The organism is Nocardia wallacei, assembly GCF_029868745.1.
Classification (GTDB): domain Bacteria; phylum Actinomycetota; class Actinomycetes; order Mycobacteriales; family Mycobacteriaceae; genus Nocardia; species Nocardia wallacei_B.
The window spans coordinates 1-15576 of sequence record NZ_JARWOP010000240.1 but is presented as its reverse complement, the minus strand read 5'-3'; the positions used below and the strand labels follow the sequence as shown (position 1 = coordinate 15576).

The following is a 15576-nucleotide window of genomic DNA, read 5'->3' as shown; positions in this document are numbered from 1 at the left end:
TCCCGCGTGAGGAAACTGGCTCCGTTCGTGGTCGACCTGCTGCTAGTGATCGTCTTCTGCGCGATCGGGCGGCGCAGCCACGACGAGGCGGTGCTCACCGGGTTGCTGCGCACGCTGTGGCCGTTCGGCGCGGGGCTGATCGTCGGGTGGTTGCTGGCGGCGTGGTTCACTGCTCGCAACGGAATCTCCGATGTGCCAAGGCGTTTCGATCCGCTACCGCTGTGGCCGACGGGTGTCGTGGTGTGGCTGTCGACGCTGGTGGTCGGCATGCTGCTGCGCGTGGTCAGCGGTCAGGGCACCGCGGTCAGCTTCATCATCGTGGCGGCGACGGTGCTGGCGCTGTTCCTCTTGGGCTGGCGACTGGCGTGGCGAGTCGTGCGCTGACCTCTATGCGCCATCTGGCTCTTTCGTGACACCAGCGCTCAGGCCCGCTTACTTGTCGTCCGGGGCGGCGAGGGCTTGCAGCATGCGGGCCGCCATGCGCGAGGTGGCGTCGCCGCTGTCTACGTTGTCGATGTGGATCGCGAAGGCCAGGTCGCCCATGTTCGCCAGTAACCAGCCACTCGTTCCGGCGGTCGCGGCGTAGGCCGTTACGCCTGCGTATCGGCGTAGCGCGGCCAGTTCGGGGCCGCCGGCGGCATCGTCGGTGAGCATGCGGCGCAATTGTTGCAGCACCGGGTCGGGCAGCGGCGACAGTTCGGCCTCGGTGGTGGCGGGGCGGCCGATCTCGATCATCGGCGGCGCGACCGAACCGCGGGCGATGGTGGACGCGGCGATGGCCATCCCGAACGGACTGGCCAGGATCGGGTCGGCCCCGCCCTGCCGTACCTGCTCCACCCCGCGCCCGCCGATCGGCAGCCGGCCCGTGGTCTGTTCCAGGCCCGGCACCTTGAAGCCGATGCCCACCCCGAGCGTGGCCGCCACCTCGGCCGCGTCCTGCACCGAAACATCCTGCGGCGCCTTCTTCTTCGCGATCGCCGCGGCCTGCTTGAACAGCTCGATCATGCCCCCGGCCGGGTAGGCGCCGGTGAACGCGACCGGACCCTGCTCGCTGGCGTAGGTGTTCTGCGCGGCGGCCACCACGGCTCCGGTGGAGGGCTGCACGGCCACGATCGAGGCCGCCGTCCCGGCACTCACCACCGCGTCCTCGGCGGCCCGTTGCAACCGTTGATCCAGCGTGGAGGCGATATCCGGACCGGCCGGTCCCTGCTGCCCGGCCAGCTGCGTCACCGCACGCCCGTCGGCCTCGAACAGCTTCACGCCCCAGCCCGCGTGGTTGTCCCGATTCTCCTGCCACACCTTGCGGAAGGCGTCGGTCAGCGGCGAGAAGATCCGGCGATCGGTGACGATCAGCCGCGGCTCCTTCTCCATGACCACGCCGGGGATGGGCGCCATCCGCGGCTCCAGGATCGCGAAATCGTCCTCGCGCAACTGCACCGCGACCACCGGTTTGCCCTGCGCCGTTGCCAATTGCTGCATCAGCGACGGTCCGGTGATCAGCGGCGCGACCGGAGCGATGGCGTCGGCCAGCGCGTTGGTGGAGGCCACCGGGTCCGAGGTCTTGGCGGGATCGAGCTTCACCACGTTGATCACCTGTTCGGTCATCAGCGTGTTGCCCGCGTTGTCGTTGACCTTCGGGGCGGGGGCGTCGGTGCGGACAAGCTTGATACTGCGCTGGCTGTCCAGTTGCGGGGCCACCACATTGGGCTCCCACGAGATGCGCCAGCCGATTGCGAGCTTGCGAATAGTGCCTTGCAGATCGTAGGTCCAGTCCTTGCCGGGCCCGAAGTTCCAGTCGGCCTTCAGGTTGAACATGCCCGAATCGCCGTCGAGGCCGATGTACTGAGCAACCTCGTAATCGGGTTTGCCGGGATTGAGCCCGTCGAACAACTTCTGCAGCGCGGCTTCCGCGCCATTGGGATATGAGGTCAGCTGCGCGGCACTCTCGGCGTCCCGATCATCCAGCAGTTGAGTGAATTTCTCGACGATGGCTTGGGGGCTGTCCGGCTTGTCGTCCAGGCCGCACGATCCCAGCGCGACCACCAGGGCGACCGCGCCCGCAAGAGCCGCTGCGCCGCGAACGCGAAAGCGGCGGGATCCCCACACATCCATGTCGCCCACTCTTCACTCTTGTCACTCCAGTAACAAGACCAACGGTACCCGAATAAAACTGTCCCGGCGCCGGCTTGGCGCCGCCCGCATTCTCCATGCTCAGAGACCAGAATAGTGCCCGAACCGCGACATCCGGCGCATAGGGCGCCCAATCGTCTGCCGTGTTGATCATGCGTCCGTCTCGCAGCCGTTCTCCGACAGCGGAATTCATCAGGCGCTGCACGGCGTAATCTTGTAATCACTGTTACAACGCATCTATCGCAAGCGAGGTAAGACCATGAGACACGGACCGCGTGGCCGGGCATTCGGACGTCCCGGCGGTTGGCAACAGGCCGATCTCCCCGACGCCGCCGACGCACCGGACTGGTTCGCCGGGAGGTTGCCGAGCGAGTGGTTCGAGGGCTCGCCGACGATCGAAATCGACCGCGACGAGATCATCGTGATCGGCGAGTTGCCCCTCCCCACTCCCGAATCCGATCAGCCCACCGACTCCCAACCTGCCGCCGACCAGCCCGCCGACCCCCAACCTGCCGCCGCGAAGCAGGTAGGCGACGAGCCGCCCACTACCGCCGTACCCCGCGCCACCTGGGAAGGGCTCGTCGCACGCTTCCGCGAATCCACCCGCCCGGCGCGTATGCAGATCGCGCAGGAGGCCCAGGGCCGCTACGGCCGCAGCGTCGCCTGGGGCGTCTCGGTGCAGGGCGAGCGAATCCTGTTCACCCACTCCGCGGTTCCCGTCATGACCCGCCTGCGCCAGCCGGAACGCAAGGTCCTGGACACCCTGGTGGACGCCGGCGTAGCCCGCTCCCGAGCCGACGCCCTGGCCTGGACGGTCAAACTGGCCGGCCAGCACGCCGAGGAATGGCTCGAGGAATTACGTTCGGCCATGCGCAAGGTGGAGGACCTACGCGCCGAGGGTCCACGCGGACTATGACGAGACGGCCGCGGGGCGGGTCTCGGCGTACCGACCGATCTGTCGGGCTAGGGTGGCGGGATGGCACCGATCCTTGTGGTCAACGGCCCGAATCTGAACATGCTGGGGACTCGTCAGCCTGAGGTTTACGGGTCGGACACGCTCGACGATGTTGTTGCGCTGTGCCGTAGGACGGCTGCGCGATTCGAGCGTGAGGTCGTGTCGTTTCAGTCCAATTCCGAAGGTGCGCTGATCGATCGCATTCATGCGGCTCGGGGGGCCGAGGGCGGCATCGTGATCAACCCGGGTGGGCTGACCCATACCTCGGTGGCGCTGCGTGATGCCCTGGTGATTCCGGAGGTGCCGATCGTGGAGGTGCATATTTCGAATGTGCACGCCCGTGAAGAGTTCCGGCATCACTCCTACATCTCGCCCATCGCCACCGCTGTGATCGCGGGCATGGGTATCCAGGGATACGCGGCCGCCGTCGAATTCCTCTGCACCACAACGTAACCGGTACGGAGACTCGCGAGGTCCCGAAATTCCCTTGTTCGCCCCGAGATGTAGTAGATATGCTACATCCCATCTCTAGTGTGCTACGGAGGGTGGGATGACGGTAGGCGACGACGTGGTGCTCGATGTCCAGGGTTTGCGGATGCGGTACGGCAACCGGGATGTCTTGCACGACGTGACTTTTCAGGCCCGCGTGGGTGAGGTGCTGGTGCTGCTGGGCCCCAACGGCGCGGGCAAGACCACCACGATCGAGATTCTCGAGGGCTTCCGGATGCGTTCGGCCGGAGAGGTTTCGGTACTGGGCATCGACCCCGCGCACGGCGATGAGGCGTGGCGGGCGCGGCTGGGTGTGGTGCTGCAGTCCTGGCGTGACCACGGCCGCTGGCGCGTGCGGGAGCTACTGTCCCAGATCGGCGCGTACTACGCGCCGTACTCCACGGCGGCGATCGAAAAACCTTGGGACACCGACGAATTGATCGCGACCGTCGGACTGACCAAACATTCCGACGCCAGAATCAGCAGCCTGTCCGGCGGCCAGCGCCGCCGCCTGGACGTGGCGATCGGTATCGTCGGCCGCCCGGAACTGCTGTTCCTGGACGAGCCCACCGCCGGTTTCGACCCACAGGCCCGCCGCGAATTCCACGACCTCATGCACCGCCTGGCCGACGACGAGCAGACCACCATCATGCTCACCACGCACGACCTCGACGAGGCCGAGAAGCTGGCCGACCGCATCCTGATCCTGGCCGGCGGCCGCATCATCGCGAACGGTTCGGCCGACGAGCTGTCCCGGCGGATCGAGGGCGAGGCCGAGGTGAAGTGGACCCGCGACAACCAGCGGTTCGTCCACACGACGACCGAGTCGACCAAGTTCGTCTACGACCTGTTCCAGCAGTACGGCGCGGCGATCGATGAGCTGGAGGTCCGCCGCGCCTCGCTGGAGGACACCTACATGACCCTGGTGCAGCGCTTCGAATCCGGGCAGACCGGCGCCGAGGTCCACACCCTCGAGGAGGTCACGCGATGACACCGATGGCGGCGGCGGTCCGGGCGGGCGCGACCCGCGGACTGATCGAGTTGCGCCAGCTGCACACCAACGGCCAGGACCTGTTCATGCAGTACTTCTGGCCGGTGCTCATGCTGGTGGCGTTGTTCTTCATGCGCGACGGCCAATTCGAGGGAACCGGAATCGGATTGGGTTCGCTGGCGTTGCCGAGCATCCTGGGCCTGCTGGTCGCCTCCACCGGGCTGATGGGCATCTCGCAGTGGCTGACGATGGACCGCGAAGACGGAACCCTGCTGCGCGCCAAGGTAACTCCCAACGGCATGGTCGGCTACCTGATCGGCAAGATCATCACCACCTCGGGCACCGTACTGGTGCAGGTGGCCGTGATGCTGGTGGCGGGGGCGGCCGTCGTGGGCGGGATACGCCTGGACAGTCTCGTCGGCTGGTTCACGCTCATCTGGGTACTGGTGCTGGGCCTGCTCGCGACCCTGCCGATCGGTGCGATCATCGGTTCGGTGTTCGAGAACCCGCGCGGTGTCGGCTTTGCGTCGATGCCGATCATGGGGCTGGTCGCGGTGTCGGGGATCTTCTATCCCATCACCTCGATGCCGGGCTGGGTGCAAGGGCTCGCGCAGGTGTTCCCGATCTACTGGATGGGCCTCGGCATGCGCTCGGCGCTGCTGCCGGACGAGGCGGCGGTGGTCGAACTCGGGCACTCGTGGCGGCACTGGGAGACCTTCGGCGTCTTCGCCGTCTGGGCCGCGATCGGGCTGGCGATCGCGCCGATCATGTTGCGGCGCATGGCTCGTCGGGAGTCGGGTTCGAGCGTGGCGACGCGTCGCGAGAAGGCGATGCAGCGTGCCTACTGAGGTCATCTACAACCGCATCGCGATGCTGCGCGCCGAGCGCGGCATCTCGCGGCGGCAGCTGGCCGAGGCGCTGGGCGTGCACTACCAGACCATCGGATATCTCGAACGCGGCGAGTACAGCCCGAGCCTCCATCTCGCCCTGCGCATTTCGGAGTTCTTCGGGGTAGCGGTGGAGGTGGTCTTCTCCACCACGCCGTTCCCCCGATTGGGTTCCGAATCCGAATCCGCTTGAGCCGCAACGTCGGAGGGACGCGGGTGTGCGCCGTCAGAGCTTCGCGAGACGGTCCTGTTCCTTCTGGTACGCGCGCCACGCCTGCTGGGTCGGGGTCGGCTTCGTGGTGAGAGCAGTCCAGTCGGTCGAGCGGACGAAGTTCACGACCATCAGCACCGGCACGAAGAACGCCTGAAAGAAGATCAGGTAGCTGCCACCCTCGAATATGAACGCCAAATATGCCGCGTAGCCGAGGAATCCGGCACCGAAGGCGGCATTGAACCACTGAGCCGTCTCGCTCTGCCCACCCTTGACGACAGCCATGACGATCATGACGATGCCGCTGAACGCGAGCATTCCGACGTACCAATGGAACATGGTCTTCCTTCCGACACCTGGTGCGACCCGCTGTCAGCACCCGACGACCGAAAGGAAATCCCGAAACCCTTGGCGGACGCTTACCGAGCCCTTGCACCGCCGGAATCAGTTTTGAACAGCACCGGCTCTGATCCGAGCATCGGATCAGGGCCGTGCCGCCGAGAGCGCTGGTACCACGTCCAGGAACATCCATGCGAAACCGTTCCCGTCATCCCGGCACGCTCTTGGCCGGGATCCACACCATGCAGCCAAATTCCGGCCAAAACCATGCCGGAATGACGAAAGGATTACCACTGCAACCTATCTGGACGAGCACCAGCACTCAGGGGCAGGAGAACTCTCCGCCTCGCACACCAGCGGTGAAGGCATCCCACTCGCCCGGCGCGAAGACGAGCGCCGGACCGGACGTGTTCTTGCTGTCACGCACCCCCACCAGACCCGCATCGAGGAACGCGACCTCGACACAATCCTTGGACCCCGTGCTGCGGGTGCTCTTGAACCATCGGGCTTGGGTCAGGTCTACGCTCACGCTGCATACTCCTTTGCGATCTCCAAGATGAATGCGCGACTGTCCGCCTCATCCAGCGCCCGCCGTTCGATGTCGGCGCACACCTCACGATACTGCCGAACCTCTTCCGGCTGCTCCAGATACAAATCTCCGACGAAGCCTTGCACGTAGACGACCGGCGGCATCGTCAGTTCGATCTTCGGATGGGCAGGGAACTCCAAGATCACGAACGCCCCGACCATCAGACCCCGGTAGGTGCCAGCGGACATCGGAACGATACGAATCGACATGTCTTCCAGTGGCCTTGCCTCGGCCAGGTGACGCAGTTGCGCTTCCATAACTCGCGCACTACCCGTCGTCCTCCGCAGTGCGGACTCATCGATCATCACGTGTAGGGCGAACGGCTTGTTCATCCGGGTGAGCCTCTCCTGGCGCTTCATACCGGCTTCCAGCATCCGCTCGACTTCAGCGGACGGCTTGTTCGGAAACTCGGTCCAGATCAGCTCTCGTCGATAGTCGACGGTGTGCAGCAGCCCAGGCAGAAAAGTGGTCTGGTACGACGTGATTCGGTCGGCTGCGTCCTCCAGACTCAGAAACAACCCGAACTCCTTCGGGATCGCATCGTCGGCGAAGGCCTGCCACCAGCCGCTCGCCTTGGTTTCCTTGACGAGTTCGGTGATGACTCGTGTTTCCTTCGGGGTCAGTTGGTACAGCTCGCAGAGGTGTTGCATCAGGACCGGGTAGAGGCGGGCGTTCTGGCCGGTCTCGATCTTCCAGAGGGTGGATCTGGCCAGGCCGATCGAGTCGGCGGCGGCCTCGCGGCTGATGCCCGCCTGCTTGCGCATGGCCTCGAGGGTGAGGCCGAGCATGCGGCGGGCGATGTTCGTATCGGTTGTCGGTGACATCGAATGGGCCTCCGGGGCGGCTCGTTTGAGAAAACGTGTTTTTACTCGAACAGGAATTCACCGGCTACTGAAACGGAGCCGGATTTCTGCCGAACATTCGTGCCCGAGCATTGCGTAGAAACCTGCGCGGGTGTGTTCTAGATGCACGCCCGACACCGACCGGACGTACCAGATCGCCACTGCAAAAACACTTTTCGGAGGTGCAGAGTGCTCGGAATCCCAGTCACCGATCAGAATGCGTTGCCCCCGGACGAGATAGCAGCCAGCGTACACCCGAACGCCCCTGTGCCGCATCAATTCTCGAACGCGAACCGAAAGGAGTCCGACGAATTCCCCACTGCCCCGGATGAATCACCCGCAGTGGACGAACCATCGCTGCGTACCCTGCGAGAAATACTCGACAAACTGTCGGAGCTGGCACAGCCGGAGCCAGGCACGCTCGACCACGACCGGCCGCCCCGGGAGCGGGATGTGTGAGCGCCGCACCGAAGCCGGGGAGTGGCTGGCCGTCTGGCGGCTCGACCATTGGCGCATCCGCGTGCTGCTCGTGTGCGGTCGCACCGGGGACGAGCGGCCGTTGCTGCGGGCACACGCGCCGGCGCACGCGCCGGATCTGGCGGAGGTCCGCGAGAGATTTCCGGACCTGTCCATGCTGTGGAACGCGATCCGGCACGAATACTGGACGGAAACGATTACACCGCAGGCACATTCACAGGGGACGATTTGAACGACACGCCTACCGACGCCGACCGGGTAGACGCGATCACGACGCGCGCCGAACGGGCGGGCTACCACCTCGAGCACACGCCCGGATATTCACACGAATGGCAATTGCTCGACGCCGAGGACGGCACACCACTCTATTCGTCCACCACCCTCACCCGGATAGAGCAGTGGCTCGACGAATAGACCGGCGGCCGTGCCTCGGCGTCGGAACCTCATCGACGGGACGGTCAGACCGTGCCGCCGCGCATGAGTTCGAAGATCGACACCGCGCGACCGGCCTGCTCGCTGGCGGCAATCGCCCTGCGCCAGAAGGCTTGTGCGGTGTTCGAGAGGGTCGCGTCCACGCCGACCTCGGCGCTGGCGTCGATAATGTGCTGCGCGCCGGCGTCCATCATCCGGAACGCGGACGCGTCGCCCCAGCCGCCCGCCTTCGCCGCGGCGGCGTACTCGGCCATGAAGAACGGGAACGCCTCGCTGGAACGCTGTGCGTACGGCAGGAATTGGTCGATGTCGTGACCGGACCGCTGGATCACCGCCAACGCCTGGTCGAAGGCCAGCATCCAGGGATGGAAGATCACGAGCAGTGCCTGGTAGAACACCTGCGCCACACCGTCGTCCGCGCCGAGGTACTCCTGCGGGCTGAGTGGACGCAGGAGTTCGGCGTGCCGGTCGAAGACCTCGCGGGGGCCGCTGTAGAAGATGTACGAGGCGGGGTGCGTGATGTTGTCGCCCGCCGACATGAAGCCGCCGGACAGGAACTCCGCGCCGTGCGAGCGCACCCAGGCGGCGCCCGCGCGCGCCTTCTCCGGCGAATCGGAGGACAGGTTGACGATCACCTTGCCCGGCAGATGGTCGGCGGCCGGGCCGAGCACGTCGTACATGGCGGCGTAGTGGGTCAGGCTGAGGACGATCACGTCGTTCGCGGCGAGCGCCTCGGCGACGGTGGCGGCCCGCTTCGCGCCGAGTTCGGCCATGGCTTCGGCCTTTTCGGGGCTGCGGTTCCACACGGTCACCTCGACGCCGGCCTCCAGGAACTGCCGCACCATGGCCCGGCCCATGGGCCCGAGCCCGACGACGGTGACGGAACGGGTCTGCTGAGACATCTCGGATCCTTCGCTGTGCTGGTCTGGTTGGGTTTCGGCGCCGGTTCCGATGGTCGTCGTCGCAGGTAGGCTCGGGAAGAGCGCACGTCGAGGTCGGGTTGCTTACCTCGAGGTTCGGAAACCGGTCAGGAGGTCGCAGTGGAAACCAGCCGTGACGCAGATCACGATGTGTGCGGGATGTCGATCGCGATCGATGTCGTCGGCGGTAAGTGGAAGCTGCATCTGATGTGGGTGCTCGGCGCGGGGCCGCAGCGGTTCGGTCGGATTCGGCGGATGCTCGACGGAGTGAGCGAGAAGGTGCTCGCGGAGAATCTCCGGCATCTGGAGTCGGCGGGGGTCGTGCACCGCGAGATCTACCCGGAAATTCCACCGCGCGTGGAGTATTCGCTGACTCCGCGCGGGGAGGAACTTCGTCAGGCGCTCGTCCCCCTGGAGATATGGGGCGACAGGCACCGTGATCATGTGTTGGGTTGCGAACTCAACCCTGTGTGAGACGCGCTTGACCTGAAGTGTTGTTCAGGTTTCAGGATGATGTGGTGACTGACGATGGAATCACCCTGATCGACACGTGGGAACTGCCCGAGGACCGGATCGACGAGTCCGTATCCCGCTGGCGCGAGCGTGTGGGACTCATCCACACCGCACCCGGTTTCCGGGACGCGCGGATGCACCGCCGGCTCGCCCCGGAGTCTCGGCTCGGGCTGGTCAACGTGGCGCACTGGGACAGTGTCGAGGCGCGGGACGAGGCGTACCCGCGCGGAACTGATGAGTGCGGCACCCGGGTTCCGCGACAACCGCCTGCATCGCGCGGTCGACCCCGACACCCGCTTCCAACTGGTCAACATTGCCCACTGGGACAGCCCCGAGGCCTGGGACGCAGCGCGCAGCAATCCCCGCTTCCAGCAACGCCTCTCCGCCGCCCCGGATTTCGCCACCCCCAACCCAGCCCTGTTCCGGGTAGCGGCCGAGTTCTGAGGCGGCGGGGAAGCACACCTCCCACGCCGAAATGGTGGGTCGGCGCTGAGTGCGGGTGGAGGGTCAGTGGTTCAGGTAGCGGGTGGCCAGGTCTGCGCCGACGCGTTCCAGCAGCGGGGCGGCTTGGGCGATGGAGCGGGCCGGGTCTGGTTCGAGGTCGGCGAGGGTGAGGGCCGATTCGAAACCGGCTGCGCGTAAGTCGCTTTCGGTGAGGAGGCAGCGGCCCGCCACGGCGATCACGGGGATTCCGGCGGCGCGGGCGGCGGCGCACACGCCCATCGGGGCCTTGCCGTGGAGGGTCTGCTCGTCCAGTGAGCCTTCCCCTGTGACGACCAAATCCGCTCCGCGAATATAGGTTTCGAAATCGATCAGGTCCAGCACGACGTCGATACCGGGGCGTTCCACCGCGCCGAGCACAGCCATCGCGCCGAAGCCCGTACCGCCCGCCGCGCCCGCTCCGGGCCGGTCCGCGCAGTCGGGGTCGATCAGCTTTGCCCAATTGGTCAGGGCCGCTTCGAGAGTCGCTCGCTGGTCGGCATCTGCGCCCTTCTGCGGCGCGAAGACCGATACCGCCCCGTGCGGGCCGAGCAGCGGGTTGTCCACATCGCTGGCCAGGGTGAACGAGGTGTCGGCCAACGCCGGATGCAGGCCGGACCGCTCCACCCGCACTGCCCGTGCCAGCGCCGCACCGCCCGGGACCACCTCGTCTCCGAACGCATCCAGAATCCGCAGGCCGAGCGCCTGCAACAGGCCCGCGCCGCCGTCGCTGGACGCGCTCCCACCGACGCCGAGCACGATATCGCGCACACCCCGATCGAGCGCGTGCGCGATCACCCGGCCCAGTCCGAAAGTGCTCGCGTGCAATGGATCCGGCCGCCCGCCGGGAAGCCTCACCAACCCCACCACACTCGCCAACTCGATCACCGCGGTACCACCCCGAACCGCATACACCGAATCCCCCACCACCCCGGTAGGCCCCTCCGCCCGCACCGGCACCCGCTCCCACCCGGCGGCCAGAAACGCATCGACGGTCCCGTCCCCGCCATCGGCCACCGGCACCCGCACCACCTCCACCCCCGGCGCCACCCGCCCGATCCCCACAGCCAACGCCCCGACAACCTCAGGCGCCGCCAACGACCCCTTGAACTTGTCCAACGCCAACACCACCCGCCGCCCACTCGTCATCCCGCCATTCTCCGACGCCAACGACTCCCCCGCCGCCCGAGACGCGCCCGCGTCTCCACCCCGAACAGAGGTCGCACCCATCCGCGCATCACAACCACGGCCATGACGTCGAGCTCGTACACAGCAGTACAGCTCTGCCCACCCTCTCCGACGGCAGTTGTTCGAATCTCGAACGGCCCAGCGGCAGTAGCGGACGTTCCTTCAACAGCTTCGCGGTGTCCCGGTAGCTGCTGTGGTTCAGGTGTGCTCGACGTGGCGGCGACGAGTTTCGCGACTCGGCGGGGTGGGGCCGGTGGTGTCGATGATGTGGGCTCCCTGGCTGTGCCAGGAGCGGGCGGCGTTGTAGGCGTCGAGATGCTCGAGCCGCCATGGCGAGTTCGGCATGGCGGGATCGGTTTCGATGGACGCCGGGTGCGCTGGTGGCGCGACCGCCTCGACCGCGTCCGCCGCCTATTGCCGTAGCCTCCGGCCTCGGCGGACACAATTCGCGCCAGGACGGCGAAATATGCCGCTACGAAGGGATTTGTGACCGCTCAGGCCGATCGCGGTCTCAGCACCAGGAAGCGTGGGGGCGGCAGAACGTCCCGTCGGCGTTCGGACCGACGGCGACCACGGAGCCGAGCGCGGCGGCACCCGCGACCATGACCAGCACGGCGGGCGGGGAGCAGCGTGGTCAGTTCCCTTGCGGTCGTGGTCTTTCCGGCACCGAGGGTCCGTTCAGCCAGACGATCATGGGATCGAGCGTATCGGGCGCGGGGGGACCCAGGCTCGGTCTCAACCCACCGCTGTCATTGCCCTCCACGCCTTTCTGGAGCGTGAGCGGATCCGGGGTGCGGCGTATTCGATTCGACGGCGCGCCTCGGAGGCGCTGATTCGCAGTAGGTCGCTCAATAGGTCTGCGGTGTCTCGGTAGCCGGTGTCGGCGGCCAGGCCGCGGCGCTCGGCCTCGGCGACGGCCGCGACCATGGCCGCGCCCAGGCGACGCCGGTGGCGTTCGGTTTCGACGAGGGTGCGCAGCAGGTCGACATCGGCCAGGTCCGACCATCTCCGTGCCGGAGCATCCGGTGCCAATGCAGTCGAATGTGTCTTCACGCGAGGCAGTCTAGCGCACTATCGAACATATGTTCGATGTTCAGTTCATCGGGGCCTGGTCGGCGTGGTCGATGGGGACCGTGCCGGTGCGGAGGTAGGTGAGGACGGCCTGGTCTACGGCGGGGTTGTTGCGGCCGAAGGTGCCGTGGTCGCCGCCTTCCACGGTGATGAGGGAGCCGTGCAGGGCGGCGGCCATGGCGGGGCCGCCGTCGTATTCGGTGACCGCGTCGTGGCGGCTCTGCAGGACCAGGGGCGGGGTGGACAGGCCGCGGCCGGCGATGGGCACGGGGGTGGTGACCGGGTCCCAGTCGGCGCAGGCTACGCCGGAGCGGACGAGATCGGCGCGGGCGTCGAGGGCGTTGCCGCCGGAGGCGACGGTGGCCGCGGCCGAGCCGAGCAGTTCGGGGCGGCCCGGCACCGCATTCTCGTTGCAGGTGACGGCGGAGAAGACGTTGCGGCCCGTGCGGTCGATCGCGGCGACGCCCTCGATCGCGCGCAGTTGCCGGGTGTCGGCGGGGTTCGCGTCGGCGTCGGCCATGGCGCGGGCGAAGGTCGGCCAGAAGGAGCGGGTGTAGGTGGCGACCGCGGTCGCCGCCAGCAGCGGCACCTGCGCCGACATGCCGCCGGAGGCCAAGGTGCGCACCAGGTTCTGCAACTGTCCGATCTGGTCGCGGCCGCCGTTGAAGCCGTCGCGCGCCAGCTGTGCGATCGGCTCGGGCAGCTCGCCCGGCAGGTCGGCGGTCGAGGCCGGGGGCGGGGTCAGGTTGGCGTACCAGCCGCCGCCCTGGCCGACCACCAGGCGTACCCAGTTCTCGTACACGCGCAGCGGTGTCGCGCCGAGGTGGTAGTCGCCGTCGTGGGCGGCGATCCAGGCGAACAGGTCGTCGAGGCGCTGCTTGCCCGCCAGTTGCTGCTGCGCGAACTGTTCGTTCCACACCCAGTCGGGATGCACGCTGGAGTCGAGCACCATGCGATCGATGCGCTGCGGGAACAGGGTGGCGTAGACCGCGCCCAGATACGTGCCGTAGGAGGTGCCGAAGAAGTCGATGCGGTCCAGGCCCAGCGCGGCGCGCACGGCGTCCATGTCGCGGGCGGTGTTCTCGGTGGTGACGGTTTCGACGTAGCCGGGCTGCGCGCTGTCGCAGGCGGCCTTGGTGGCCCCGCGATCCTGCGCGCCCGCGGTCCCGCACTCCAGCGGCGTGGCCCAGCGCAGGCCGCGCGGCTGCACCGCGATCCGGTCGTAGTGCTCGCTCAGTTCGGCGGGCAGGTCGGGCGAGCGGCGCGCCCAGTAGTCGAGGGCATCGGCGCCGGGCCCGCCCGGATTGGTGAAGAGGGTGCCGTACCGCTCCCCGGAGGCTCGAATTCGGCTGACGGTCAACTCGATTCGTGGCCCGTCGGCCGCGGCGTAGTCACGCGGCACCGCGATCACCGCGCAGTCCGCGCCGCGATCCGGCGTCACCGCGCCGTCGGGGCAGGCACCGAATACCGGCCGATCGTCGGCGGCGGCGAGACCGACCGGCTGCACCGCCAGGAATGCCGCACACAGCCACGCGACCGAGCGCGCCGTCCGTCGAGTCATCATCCGCGTCTTCTCCCCGATCCGGCCGGCCGACGATCGGCCGCGCTCGCATCCGACGTGAAGCATTCTCGGCGGCCGGGCCGCCGGTCACAACTCGACACTCCCCCGGCGGGAGAAAGCCGATAACCGTCACATTCGGCCACATTGTGCCCGAGACACAGTAGCGTCGAGCCATGTCGACCGATGTGCGCAACAACACGCAGCTCGATCGTTTCGAGATCTACGTCGACGGCGGACTCGCCGGCATCGCGGAATACCAGGACACCGCCGCCGAGCGCGCGTTCGTCCACACCGAGATCTACCCCCGCTACGAGGGCGGTGGCTACGGCCGGGCACTCGTGCAGGGCGCGCTGGACGCGAGCCGCGACGAGGGTTTCGGCATCCTGCCGATGTGCGGGATGGTGCAGCATTTCATCGAGACGCGGCCGGAGTACCAGTCGCTGGTGCCGCAGTGGGCGCGGGAACGTTTCGGCTTGCAGCGCTGAGCGATTCAGGCCGTCAGTAGGCCGCGACCGCCCCGTCGAGCGCCAGCTGGAGTCGGTCGCGGACCACGCGGGCGATCTCGGCGGGCCGCGCGGGCAGTTCGGCCATCGGTACCCCGAAATGGAAGCTGGCCGATTTCACCTCGTCGGCGGTCGGTTCCACGGACGGGTCCGGCCGCGGTCCGTAGCTGAGCCCCAGGCTGACCAACGCGGGCCGGGCACCGAGTTTCATCGCCCGGAACGCGATATGCCCGATCCCGCTCCCGACCGCCTGCACCCGCGTCGGATCGACGTCGTTGCAGGTGCCCTCGGGAAATACCGCGACGCTGTCGCCGCGAGCCATCCGCTCGGCACAGATGTCGATCATGCGCTGCCCCGCCGCGTTCACCGCGCGAATACCGTGGTCCTTCCCGCGGAACACCGGAATCCCGCCCATCATCTCAACCTTGCGACGCTGATCCGGATCGATGAACAGCTCGTCTTTCGCCAGCACCCGCGCCCGCCCGATCACCGGCCGCAACCCACTGCGCCACGCCGCGGCCGCCACCGTATAAGGATCCTGCTGCGACAGATGATTGATCGCGATCAGCAACGGCCGCCGTCGAGAGGTCAACTCCCGCAGCCCCTCCCGAGCCCCCACCGCATAACTGATCCGAGGCCGATACCGCCGCGCCAGCAACGCATAAGCACCCATGGCCTGCAACCGATTCTGCCGATGCTCCCGATAGAAGTCATAGACGGCGTCGCAATTGTCCAGAACCACCTCAGGATGCAGCATGCCGAAACCCTAGCGACCCCCACACACCCCCCAAAGCACCCTGTGATTTCCATTACACCCACCCCCCCCCCGCCCCACCCCACCCCCCCCCGGTTTTTGGGCCGGGAGGGGGGGTTTTTGGGGGGGGGGGGGTGGGGGGGGCGGGGGGTGGGGGGGGTGTATTGGAATTGACAGGGTGCTTTGGGGGGTGTGGGGTGGTCGCTAGGGTTTCGGCATGCTGCATCCTGAGGTGGTTCTGGAC

Annotated in this window: 21 protein-coding genes; 11 read left to right on the top strand and 10 right to left on the bottom strand. The window is 67.2% G+C overall.

The window, feature by feature from the left end:
* Positions 1–6 precede the first annotated feature (6 nt).
* Positions 7–384: a DUF3054 domain-containing protein gene (locus QH470_RS21220; protein ID WP_280274097.1), complete on the top strand. Its 378-nt coding sequence runs from the start codon at positions 7–9 to the stop codon at positions 382–384.
* 48 nt (positions 385–432) lie between these two features.
* Here the strand turns inward: QH470_RS21220 and QH470_RS21215 are convergent, their stop codons facing one another.
* Entirely contained in the window at positions 433–2112 is a 1680-nt protein-coding gene (locus tag QH470_RS21215; RefSeq protein WP_280274096.1) for an NTF2-like N-terminal transpeptidase domain-containing protein, read from the bottom strand.
* A gap of 277 nt (positions 2113–2389) precedes the next feature.
* On the opposite strand from QH470_RS21215, the gene QH470_RS21210 reads away from it, so the two are divergent.
* From QH470_RS21210 to QH470_RS21190, 5 genes are all read left to right on the top strand, one after another.
* Positions 2390–3046, top strand: coding sequence for a dihydrolipoyllysine-residue succinyltransferase component of 2-oxoglutarate dehydrogenase complex (locus QH470_RS21210; RefSeq protein WP_280274095.1), 657 nt, complete (start codon positions 2390–2392; stop codon positions 3044–3046).
* Positions 3047–3106: 60 nt separating this feature from the next.
* Entirely contained in the window at positions 3107–3538 is a 432-nt protein-coding gene (gene aroQ / locus QH470_RS21205; protein WP_280274094.1) for a type II 3-dehydroquinate dehydratase, read from the top strand.
* A gap of 97 nt (positions 3539–3635) precedes the next feature.
* A complete protein-coding gene (locus QH470_RS21200) occupies positions 3636–4565 on the top strand; it encodes an ABC transporter ATP-binding protein (protein ID WP_280274093.1) in 930 nt (309 codons plus the stop codon).
* Positions 4562–5413, top strand: coding sequence for an ABC transporter permease (locus QH470_RS21195; RefSeq protein WP_280274092.1), 852 nt, complete (start codon positions 4562–4564; stop codon positions 5411–5413). The genes QH470_RS21200 and QH470_RS21195 overlap by 4 nt, the downstream gene beginning before the upstream one ends.
* The gene (locus tag QH470_RS21190) at positions 5403–5645 is read left to right on the top strand and encodes a helix-turn-helix transcriptional regulator (RefSeq protein WP_280274091.1); all 243 of its coding nucleotides are present in this window, start codon (positions 5403–5405) and stop codon (positions 5643–5645) included. The genes QH470_RS21195 and QH470_RS21190 overlap by 11 nt, the downstream gene beginning before the upstream one ends.
* Positions 5646–5678: 33 nt before the next feature.
* Here QH470_RS21190 and QH470_RS21185 read toward each other — a convergent pair whose 3' ends face one another.
* From QH470_RS21185 to QH470_RS21175, 3 genes are all read right to left on the bottom strand, one after another.
* Complete coding sequence (locus QH470_RS21185) at positions 5679–6002, bottom strand: hypothetical protein (protein WP_280274090.1); 324 nt, start codon at positions 6000–6002, stop codon at positions 5679–5681.
* Between the two features lie 322 nt (positions 6003–6324).
* The gene (locus tag QH470_RS21180) at positions 6325–6531 is read right to left on the bottom strand and encodes a DUF397 domain-containing protein (RefSeq protein ID WP_280274089.1); all 207 of its coding nucleotides are present in this window, start codon (positions 6529–6531) and stop codon (positions 6325–6327) included.
* The gene (locus QH470_RS21175; RefSeq protein ID WP_280274088.1) at positions 6528–7415 is read right to left on the bottom strand and encodes a helix-turn-helix domain-containing protein; all 888 of its coding nucleotides are present in this window, start codon (positions 7413–7415) and stop codon (positions 6528–6530) included. The genes QH470_RS21180 and QH470_RS21175 overlap by 4 nt, the downstream gene beginning before the upstream one ends.
* A 469-nt stretch (positions 7416–7884) precedes the next feature.
* Between QH470_RS21175 and QH470_RS21170 the strand changes: the two genes are divergently transcribed.
* Entirely contained in the window at positions 7885–8142 is a 258-nt protein-coding gene (locus tag QH470_RS21170; protein WP_280274087.1) for a hypothetical protein, read from the top strand.
* A complete protein-coding gene (locus tag QH470_RS21165; RefSeq protein ID WP_280274086.1) occupies positions 8139–8324 on the top strand; it encodes a hypothetical protein in 186 nt (61 codons plus the stop codon). The genes QH470_RS21170 and QH470_RS21165 overlap by 4 nt, the downstream gene beginning before the upstream one ends.
* 44 nt (positions 8325–8368) lie before the next feature.
* On the opposite strand, the gene QH470_RS21160 is transcribed toward QH470_RS21165, so the two are convergent.
* Positions 8369–9295: an NAD(P)-dependent oxidoreductase gene (locus QH470_RS21160; RefSeq protein WP_483243944.1), complete on the bottom strand. Its 927-nt coding sequence runs from the start codon at positions 9293–9295 to the stop codon at positions 8369–8371.
* A 126-nt stretch (positions 9296–9421) separates the two neighbouring features.
* On the opposite strand from QH470_RS21160, the gene QH470_RS21155 reads away from it, so the two are divergent.
* Complete coding sequence (locus QH470_RS21155) at positions 9422–9736, top strand: winged helix-turn-helix transcriptional regulator (protein ID WP_280274084.1); 315 nt, start codon at positions 9422–9424, stop codon at positions 9734–9736.
* Between the two features lie 129 nt (positions 9737–9865).
* Positions 9866–10219, top strand: coding sequence for an antibiotic biosynthesis monooxygenase family protein (locus tag QH470_RS38285; RefSeq protein ID WP_425302727.1), 354 nt, complete (start codon positions 9866–9868; stop codon positions 10217–10219).
* Between the two features lie 63 nt (positions 10220–10282).
* Here QH470_RS38285 and QH470_RS21145 read toward each other — a convergent pair whose 3' ends face one another.
* The 4 genes from QH470_RS21145 to QH470_RS21130 all read right to left on the bottom strand — a co-directional run bounded on the left by QH470_RS21145 (position 10283) and on the right by QH470_RS21130 (position 14078).
* The gene (locus QH470_RS21145; protein ID WP_280274082.1) at positions 10283–11404 is read right to left on the bottom strand and encodes a glycerate kinase; all 1122 of its coding nucleotides are present in this window, start codon (positions 11402–11404) and stop codon (positions 10283–10285) included.
* A 237-nt stretch (positions 11405–11641) separates the two neighbouring features.
* Positions 11642–11788, bottom strand: coding sequence for a hypothetical protein (locus QH470_RS21140; protein ID WP_280274081.1), 147 nt, complete (start codon positions 11786–11788; stop codon positions 11642–11644).
* Positions 11789–12178: 390 nt separating this feature from the next.
* Positions 12179–12496 (bottom strand): DUF222 domain-containing protein, encoded by a 318-nt coding sequence (locus QH470_RS21135; RefSeq protein WP_280274080.1) that lies wholly within the window; start codon positions 12494–12496, stop codon positions 12179–12181.
* Positions 12497–12536: 40 nt separating this feature from the next.
* Complete coding sequence (locus tag QH470_RS21130; RefSeq protein WP_280274079.1) at positions 12537–14078, bottom strand: alpha/beta hydrolase; 1542 nt, start codon at positions 14076–14078, stop codon at positions 12537–12539.
* A 170-nt stretch (positions 14079–14248) separates the two neighbouring features.
* Here QH470_RS21130 and QH470_RS21125 point away from each other — a divergent pair, with 170 nt between their 5' ends.
* Positions 14249–14560, top strand: a complete 312-nt coding sequence (locus QH470_RS21125) for a GNAT family N-acetyltransferase (protein WP_280274078.1) — start codon at positions 14249–14251, stop codon at positions 14558–14560.
* A 13-nt stretch (positions 14561–14573) separates the two neighbouring features.
* On the opposite strand, the gene QH470_RS21120 is transcribed toward QH470_RS21125, so the two are convergent.
* Positions 14574–15335, bottom strand: a complete 762-nt coding sequence (locus tag QH470_RS21120; RefSeq protein ID WP_280274077.1) for a lysophospholipid acyltransferase family protein — start codon at positions 15333–15335, stop codon at positions 14574–14576.
* Positions 15336–15576 lie beyond the last annotated feature (241 nt).